An 8,297-nucleotide genomic window follows, 5' to 3' on the forward strand; every position below is an offset into this window, starting at 1 on the left:
CTAGAATGATTTTTACTCATGATCTTGGTAAAAAAGCTCTCTTTTTCAAATGATAAGGCTGTAAGATAGTTGTCTTCTGAGCAATAGCGTTAAGTAATGCCAAAGAAGTAAAAAACAAGATTTTTCCATACATCTGTTCTACAAAATAATAATCGCAACACCCAATCCATAAGAACCCTATAAATATACTCAAAAAAACTGCTTGTTCTTGAGAAAAAGGTTTTTGAATAGCTTTTTTTAAGATAGAAAATAAAAAGGCCCCAAAGAATATAAATCCGATAATTCCTGTTTCAACTGCAACTAACAAATAAATATTGTGTACTTTTGCACAGAGAAAAAGCCCAAATTGAATGGGGTCATTAAAGAGTTGAAAGTTATTAAATCCTATACCAAGCCAAGGGTTTGCTTTGATCATTTTTAAAGCTACTTCTTGGTAAACAATTCTCTCTTCGTCTGCATATTGGGCCACTTGATTATAGTTTATAATCCCCCCTCTATTAAAAAACTGCTGCTGAAAAAGAGCTAAGCAAATAATGCTACTTATAAAAAAAAGCAACCAAACCTTCTTCATTTCTTTTCTATAAGAAAAATCTTCCATCCAAAAATATTGAATAACCGTCCAAATGATTGTCCCTATAATACAAGCAATCATCGCAGCTCTACAAAAAGAAATACTTAAACCGAGAAAATGCAGGAAAATAAGCGGTATTAATACCCATTTAATCCACTTCTCCTGATGAATGACATATAAATAAGATGCATTCAAGAGGGAGAAAAATAAAAAACCTCCGAACACATTAGGATGAGAAAAGAGCCCTGTTGCTCGATAAAGCACATTTAAAGGCAGTTGAAAATGAGAGAATTGATCAAAAATCCAACGTTGTTTCCCTGGATTGGGAAAACTGAACCAATGTAAAGGAGGCTCTCCCATTTTATGAAGCCCCAGTGGACTCTGAGAAAAATATTGTATACAAGCAATAATACATTGTATCCCTATCGTAATGACAACTGTCCAAGCAATCCATTTGATAAGTTGACGAATTCTATTTTGAGCTACGATATATTCAATAGCACAAAAAAGCAAAATCATCGTCGAGAACTGTAAAAGACGCACATACTGCAGCAAATAATGACGAGCAGGAGAAAGAGCAATCGAAAAAAAAGCAGTCAGACAAAATAAAACAAGCCACCGAACAGGTGCTGTAAATAATTTACTACCTAAGGTTTTTGGCGCTTGTAAAAGGACAAGTAATACGAGTACAAAAATGACTAAATCACCTGGGAAAAATTCAATATGGCGATAAAAAAAATCTGGCAAAACTAAACCGTCAGGGACCATTCGATCAGAAAATTCGCTCAAAAAAGCGCGGAATCTTTTTTGAAAAGGAAGAAGTAAAAAGAGAAGAATCAATACAGCATTGGAGAATAAATAGAGCAATCTCTGAATCCAAAAATAAAATGGTCTTTGAATAAGCATATTTTTATATCTCCTCTTCTAACAAACGCAACTCTTTATAAGACTGGAGTTGGTCGCGAAAAGCTGCTGCGTCTTCAAATCGCATCTCTTTAGCTGCTACCTTCATTTTTTTCTCATACTCTTTAATTTTTTTCTCAATTTCTTTGGTTGTTAGATGGGTAATTTTTTCTTCTTCTAAAGTATCTATAACATTTGCAAACGTTTGAGCAAGATCTTCTATTTTTCTCTTTTGAATCGTTTGCGGAATAATGCCATGTTTTTCATTATATTCTTGCTGTATGCTTCGTCTTGCCTTTGTGGTATCAAGTGCACCTTGAATCGACTTTGTAATTTTATCTGCATACATCACAACATGACCATCTATATTACGCGCTGCTCTTCCACAGGTCTGAATCAAAGCTGTCTGGCTACGTAAGAATCCTTCTTTATCAGCATCGAGAATACAAACAAGAGATACCTCTGGAATATCCAGACCCTCTCGCAGCAAATTAATACCAACTAGCACATCAAAGATTCCTTTACGCAAGTCATTGATGATCTGCACACGCTCTAGAGTGTCTATATCTGAATGCAGATATTTTGCTTTAATTCCAATTTCTGTTAAATATTTAGATAGATCCTCTGATAGCTTTTTAGTTAAAGTAGTTACTAAAACCCTTCTATTTTTTTCTGTTTCTTGACGAATAAGTTCTAAGCAATCATCTACTTGACCAGTAGCTGGTTTAATTTCAATAAGAGGGTCTAATAGTCCTGTAGGACGAATGATCTGCTGTACAATCTCTCCTTCTGCTTCCTTTACTTCCCATTCAGAAGGAGTTGCAGAAACATAAACCACTTGATTGATTCTTTGGTGAACTTCTTCAAATTTTAGAGGGCGATTGTCAAATGCAGAAGGAAGGCGAAACCCATATTCTACTAAAGATTTTTTACGTGCTCTATCTCCATTGTACATTGCATGTAATTGTGGAAGGGTTTGATGAGACTCATCGATAAAAACCAGGAAATCATCTGGAAAATAATCTAATAAACAAGGAGGGGGATCGCCAGGCATTCTACCACTGAAATGACGAGAATAGTTTTCAATTCCCTTGCAAAATCCAATTTCTCGCATCATCTCCAAGTCATAAGTTGTTCTCTGCCATAACCTTTGCTTTTCTATCATTTTATTTTCTGCTTCTAAAAGCGCGACTGTTTGCTCTAATTCCTTTTTAATGGCATCTATTGCTTTAAAACGAACCCCTTCAGGAGTTACATGATGGGAGCCTGGATAAATAGTGATCTTTTCTAAAACAGTGCGAACTCTACCGGTTAAAGGATCAATCTCACAAATACGCTCAATTTCATCGCCAAAAAATTCTATACGATAAGCTAGGTTCTCTTCATAGGCTGGAACAATTTCTAATACATCTCCCCGAGCACGAAAACTAGCGCGCACAAGATCATAATCATTGCGCTTATAGTGCATTTCGACCAAATGCAGTAAAATATCATCACGACGACGCTTTTCTGCTACTGTAATTGTTAATAACATCTGACTGTAATACTCAGGCAGGCCTAAGCCATAAATACAAGAGACAGAAGCTACTATGATGACATCTTCTCTTTCAATCAAAGACCTTGTAGCGCTCAAGCGCATCCGATCGATCTGATCGTTAATCGCTAAATCCTTCTCAATATACGTATCAGTTCGGGCAATATATGCTTCTGGTTGATAGTAGTCATAATAAGAAACAAAGTATTCAACGGCATTATTTGGGAAAAATCCTTTGAACTCTTGATATAATTGAGCAGCCAAAGTTTTATTGTGTGCAATCACTAAAGAAGATCTATTTAATCTCTGGATGACATTAGCCATCGTAAATGTTTTTCCCGATCCTGTTACTCCTAAAAGAACTTGAGCTTTTTTCCCCTCTTGTATTCTTTTCACCAATAAATCGATGGCTTGCGGTTGGTCTCCACAAGGAATGAACTCGCTGTTTAGGGAAAATGTCATAGAAATCCAAATTAAATGCTACTTGATCCTAGCATATCTGCTATCTGTAAAAAAAGAATAGAAACAGCAACAGTAAATATTAAAACTAAAGAAATTTTACCAAAAGGAAATCGATAAGCCCCTTTCATTAACTTATGATAGCGTCCAATCCACACCATGGTTACTGGTAAAATCCCAAAAAGGATCACTGCACAAATCCCTCCTGCAAAATTCAAAGCTTTAAAAAATAACTGCGGGTAGCAAAGAGCAAAAAGTAAAGGAGGACAGAAAGCAAGTAGGCAAAGGCTTAAAGACTCGTGCTTTTTATGCGTAACCTTAAATCCATCAGCTAAAAAATGCACTAAGCTTAATGCTTGAGAAAAAAAAGAAGTTAAAATAGCAAAAAAAGCTAGCCCTCCAGACCACATCTTAATTGTCGTAAGATTCAAGAATAAAGAAAGAGCTTGTGAGGAGTCTTTTCCTGTTCGTAAAGATTCCCTAATTTGATCTAAAGGAAGAATTCCTAATACGATAAATTCCCAAATTAAATAGATTGCAAATGCCATTAGACTTCCTATAACAATAGAAAGACGTACGCGTTTTAAGTCTCCTTTCATATAATTGGTAAGAGAGGGGACCATATTATGAAAACCAAATGCAATAATGAGTAAAGGAAAAGATTTCGGTGCATAAATAAAATTCTCATACAAAAGCAACTTAGGATTGACATAAGTTATGCTAAATAATACAAGAAGCCCAAAAAAAATAATCTTAACCAGCATAAGAAAGCGGTTACACAAGTCAACACTTCTTGTTCCTAAATAGACAATCCAACCAAACAACACAATTAATGCCACAGATCCTATCCAATCAGGGATCTGTAGATTAAAAAAAGAATAAAAAAAAGAAGCAAATAATGTACCCGTACCAGAAATATAGGCAACTAGTAATGCATAAAAGAGAAAGAGATAAGTAATCCAGCCCAATGCCTTGAAAGATTTTCCGATGGTATGATCTAAAATAGACAAAAAGTTAATCTGCTCATGAAACCACCCATTTGTTTCTACCAGTAATAAAGCCGTAGAAGTCATAAAAGCCCAAGCAAGAAAGAATAAAATAGTGGAGCAAAGAAAACCAGCCATCCCCGTCACTATTGGCAAGGCTAACATACCAGCTCCAATACAGCTGCCTGCAATGAGCAAAGCCCCACCCATAACACTGCCTTGTTTCATCTAGTGGCCTTTAGCTGTCTTCTTCTCAATAATTCGAATCTCTTGATCTAAACGACCTAGCTCATATCCTTCATAGTCGACAAACTTGAAGAAACGCTCAAAAATAGGCAAGACATGGCATACTTGTTTTGCCATCTCTTGCGCAATAAATCGATAGGTAGGATGACCTGCTGGAGCAGAACGTAATTCGCAAAGCCATTGAAGAGAACGCAGGTTTACATGAAAATACCAATGCATATTAAAAGCCATGGGAGCTACATACTGGGCTTCTTCAGAAAACTCTTCAGCAATTGTATCATAAACTCTTTTAGCCCTTTCCATTGCCTCCCGATAAGGCTTTTCCATTTCCGTGTCTAAAATTTCATGAGGAATAAAATAACCAAAATCACAGGTGATAAGTTGTCTTTCTTGAGTGAGAATTCGATGGCGTTGCAGGTCGCGATACACACCAAAGTCAGCTACTATTTCAAAAGTAAACGTTGCATGTTCTAAAGCTCTTGGAGATTTATGTCTTCTATTCTCACGGAAATTAGCTGCTGAATCTAAAATGTGATTTAATTCCTCTTCAGAAAGGTTTTTACAATGCTCTTGCAGCTCAAATAACCCTGCATGACAATATTCAAACAATAAAGCGGCCGCTACTTTTATAGGAGATTCTTCTTCATACCCAATTAATCTCACTCCTGGGTGCTCCATTTTATCTAAACCAACGCAGTGTCTAGAAGCAAGTAGTTTTAATGTATTGCCCATCTGCTCACGAAACTGTGAAAAACTAAGCTGATATTTATGATTAAGATCAGCTCTTCGAACGAAAGAAGGAAGGATTTTATTTAGCTCCTGAAAACTTTTTTTACCGATATCTTGTACTTCAGCCAAATTATGGCTATTTAATTTCTGTATTAAACATTCAAAAAATCGTCCGTTTCCATATACCCCCATATTTGTCAATGTGCTTACAGGTAAAAGCCCTCGCAAACAGTCAAGAACTTTAGCGCGCAGAGCAGCTGCATAGGCAACTTTGGAGACATCGTGTTCTTTAGGGAATTTTTTTTCCATTTGCTCCATTAAAGGAGGTATCAAAGAAGAATAAGTTTCAAATAATGAGTTACAAGTTTGCAAATACGCTTCACGAAATGCTGATGCTAATAGAATAGGTTCTCGGTAAAACAAATATTTTCCATCTATTTTTTGATCAAAATAAATATAACGAGTGGATTTTTCTAAAGGAGATCCTCCGATTCGAGCATCTTCAATGATTTTAGCTGAAATCATGGAAACATTTTCAATAGCAAGATGCCCTCCTCCTAATTCTCCAATAGAATCATCACCATAGCCGTCTAAAATTCGATCATAAAAGTTTTGCGCTTTTTTGATTCCTATGATTTGATCTTCTACTTGCTCCTGGTCTAAATCCGCTTGAATTCCTGTAATTGCTGTAAAGGCGGTTTCCTCATTAAGAATAAAATCTTTAAGCAATAAAGATCTTAGTCCTAAACTGGACCTAGAATAGCGGGAAAACAAAGCCCCTTTAATTACTTCTGGTAAATTTCGTAAACAAAAAATATTACTTGTAGTATGAGTTACATATCTTTGAAGGATTTTAATTTGACTATCTGTGAATTCTTCGTAACCTTCGGTCATGAAATCTTCCTTTTAATCCTTGTTTCTTTCATTTAATGATTTGCCTTAAATATTAATAGAGTGACATATTCTTTAGGCACAATCAAGAAAAAACCATCCCATGCAAATAAGAATCAAGGTTCAACATTTGCATAAATAGCCTTTGATATGCTTTGATCAATATGCGTTTTCTTAAAAGGTGCCTTATGTTGATTAAAAGACCTCGTCGCAATCGAAAAACCGTAGCCATCCGTTCTCTTCTAGCAGAGACTGTACTGCTTCCTAGTGATTTCGTACTACCTGTTTTTGTTACAACAGAAAAGGAAAAAAAGAGTATCGTCAATATGCCAGGTGTATTTGCTTGGCCTTTAGAAAAACTTATTAAAGAAGCAGAAACCTGGCATGCTAAAGGAATTTTAGCCATCGCTTTATTCCCCACTATTCCTCATGAGTACAAAGATATAAATGCTACTTATGCGCTTTGGGAAAAAGGACTAGTCCCTCAAGCCCTACAGAAATTAAAAAAAGAAATCCCTTCTTTATGTGTAATTACCGATATTGCATTAGATCCTTTTACTTCCCATGGACACGATGGAATTCTCAACGAACAGAAAGAAGTTCTCAATGATGAGACGGTTTCCATTCTCTCTCAAATGGCTCTTTTACATGCACAATTTGGCGCTGATTTAGTAGCTCCTAGCGATATGATGGATGGTCGTATCAGAGCAATTCGCACTGTATTAGACAATCATTTTTTTCATCAAGTCGGAATTTTAGCTTATACAGCCAAGTATGCCTCCTGTCTCTATTCCCCCTTTCGCGATGCAGTAGGTTCTCATTTGCAACACGGCGATAAAAAAAGCTATCAAATGAACCCAGCCAATTCTCGGGAAGCGATTCGCCAAGCCTTATTAGACGAAGAACAAGGAGCTGATATTCTCATGGTAAAGCCTGCACTTTACTATTTAGATATCATTACCAAAATGAAAGCAGCACTTTCTCTACCCATTTGCGCCTATCACGTCAGTGGAGAATACGCTATGATCATGGCTGCTGAAGAGAAAGGAATCCTACAAGCAAAAGAGACCTTTCAAGAAGCCATGCTGAGTATTAAACGAGCAGGAGCTGATTTTATTTTCAGCTATGCTGCTCCTCTGTTATTTCCATAGAAATAAAATTGAATCGATGTTAGCTTCATACAAATAATTTCAGGCCAAAAGTGCGATATTTCATATTTCTTCTTACAATACTCTCTCTTATTGTTAATCAGAAAGCTCCTGCCTTCACTATTTACACTCCAAAAGCATCTGTTGAAACAACAACTTTGCAAAAATGGATAGGAAAAGGTCCTCTATTTTTTTATGATGACATTATAGCCTTACTCGATGCCATTGAAAACGATAAAATAGAAGAATGCAGTCCTGAAGATCAAGAAGAGATTATTCAATTTCTGATCCTACTAGCAAGAGAAGGGGTATTGCCCGGTGATGAAGAAGCTTTGGAACAAGACATTCAAGCGTTATTATCCCAAGAGGATTGTTCTTTCTCCTTTTCTGAAAGCAGCACTCTTCCCCTTGTTCTTTCTGCACAAACAGAAGCTATTCTTTGTAGAGGATGGATGAAAAAACAATGCAAGAGCGCTAAACGATTTATCAAAAAGCATAAGACAGGTTTTATTATCGGAGCTGTTGTTGTTGTAGCCGCAGCTGTTGTTATTTTTGCAGTGGCCTCCCCAGCAGTTGCTGCAAGCGCAGCCGGAGCATCTACTGCTGCGGTTTCTAAAGAAAAAAATAAACCCAAAGAGTCGTTTCTTCCTTCTAACCCCAATGTTGAGTTTAATTAACTAAGAATAGGAAAGATAAGACAAAAAAACAGTGTAAAAAGACCTCTTAATGTTGTACAAGTTTCGTTTCTGAAAAAACAACAACAAAAGAGGTCAAAAATGGAAACGCTTATTGAATTATACTGCTCTGTGGATGATTTTTGGAAGGATTTC

General features: G+C 36.3%; 6 protein-coding genes. 2 read left to right on the forward strand and 4 right to left on the reverse strand.

Annotated elements, in window-relative coordinates; genetic code table 11:
• Nucleotides 1-16 precede the first annotated feature (16 nt).
• From RHTP_RS06995 to RHTP_RS07010, 4 genes are read right to left on the reverse strand one after another with little or no spacing between them, the layout of a single operon-like run.
• Nucleotides 17-1,477: an O-antigen ligase family protein gene (locus RHTP_RS06995; RefSeq protein ID WP_138107412.1), complete on the reverse strand. Its 1,461-nt coding sequence runs from the start codon at nucleotides 1,475-1,477 to the stop codon at nucleotides 17-19.
• A 4-nt stretch (nucleotides 1,478-1,481) separates the two neighbouring features.
• Nucleotides 1,482-3,470 (reverse strand): excinuclease ABC subunit UvrB, encoded by a 1,989-nt coding sequence (gene uvrB / locus RHTP_RS07000; RefSeq protein WP_305781719.1) that lies wholly within the window; start codon nucleotides 3,468-3,470, stop codon nucleotides 1,482-1,484.
• Nucleotides 3,471-3,481: 11 nt separating this feature from the next.
• Nucleotides 3,482-4,681, reverse strand: coding sequence for an amino acid permease (locus RHTP_RS07005; RefSeq protein WP_138107414.1), 1,200 nt, complete (start codon nucleotides 4,679-4,681; stop codon nucleotides 3,482-3,484).
• Nucleotides 4,682-6,322 carry an FAD-dependent thymidylate synthase gene (locus RHTP_RS07010; RefSeq protein ID WP_138107415.1) on the reverse strand — a complete coding sequence of 547 codons (1,641 nt, stop codon included), beginning with the start codon at nucleotides 6,320-6,322 and terminating at the stop codon, nucleotides 4,682-4,684.
• 185 nt (nucleotides 6,323-6,507) lie between these two features.
• On the opposite strand from RHTP_RS07010, the gene hemB reads away from it, so the two are divergent.
• Entirely contained in the window at nucleotides 6,508-7,470 is a 963-nt protein-coding gene (hemB, locus tag RHTP_RS07015; protein WP_244609536.1) for a porphobilinogen synthase, read from the forward strand.
• 50 nt (nucleotides 7,471-7,520) lie between these two features.
• A complete protein-coding gene (locus RHTP_RS07020; protein ID WP_138107417.1) occupies nucleotides 7,521-8,144 on the forward strand; it encodes a hypothetical protein in 624 nt (207 codons plus the stop codon).
• The last annotated feature ends 153 nt before the right edge of the window (nucleotides 8,145-8,297 follow it).

The organism is Candidatus Rhabdochlamydia sp. T3358 (assembly GCF_901000775.1).
Classification (GTDB): Bacteria; Chlamydiota; Chlamydiia; order Chlamydiales; family Rhabdochlamydiaceae; genus Rhabdochlamydia.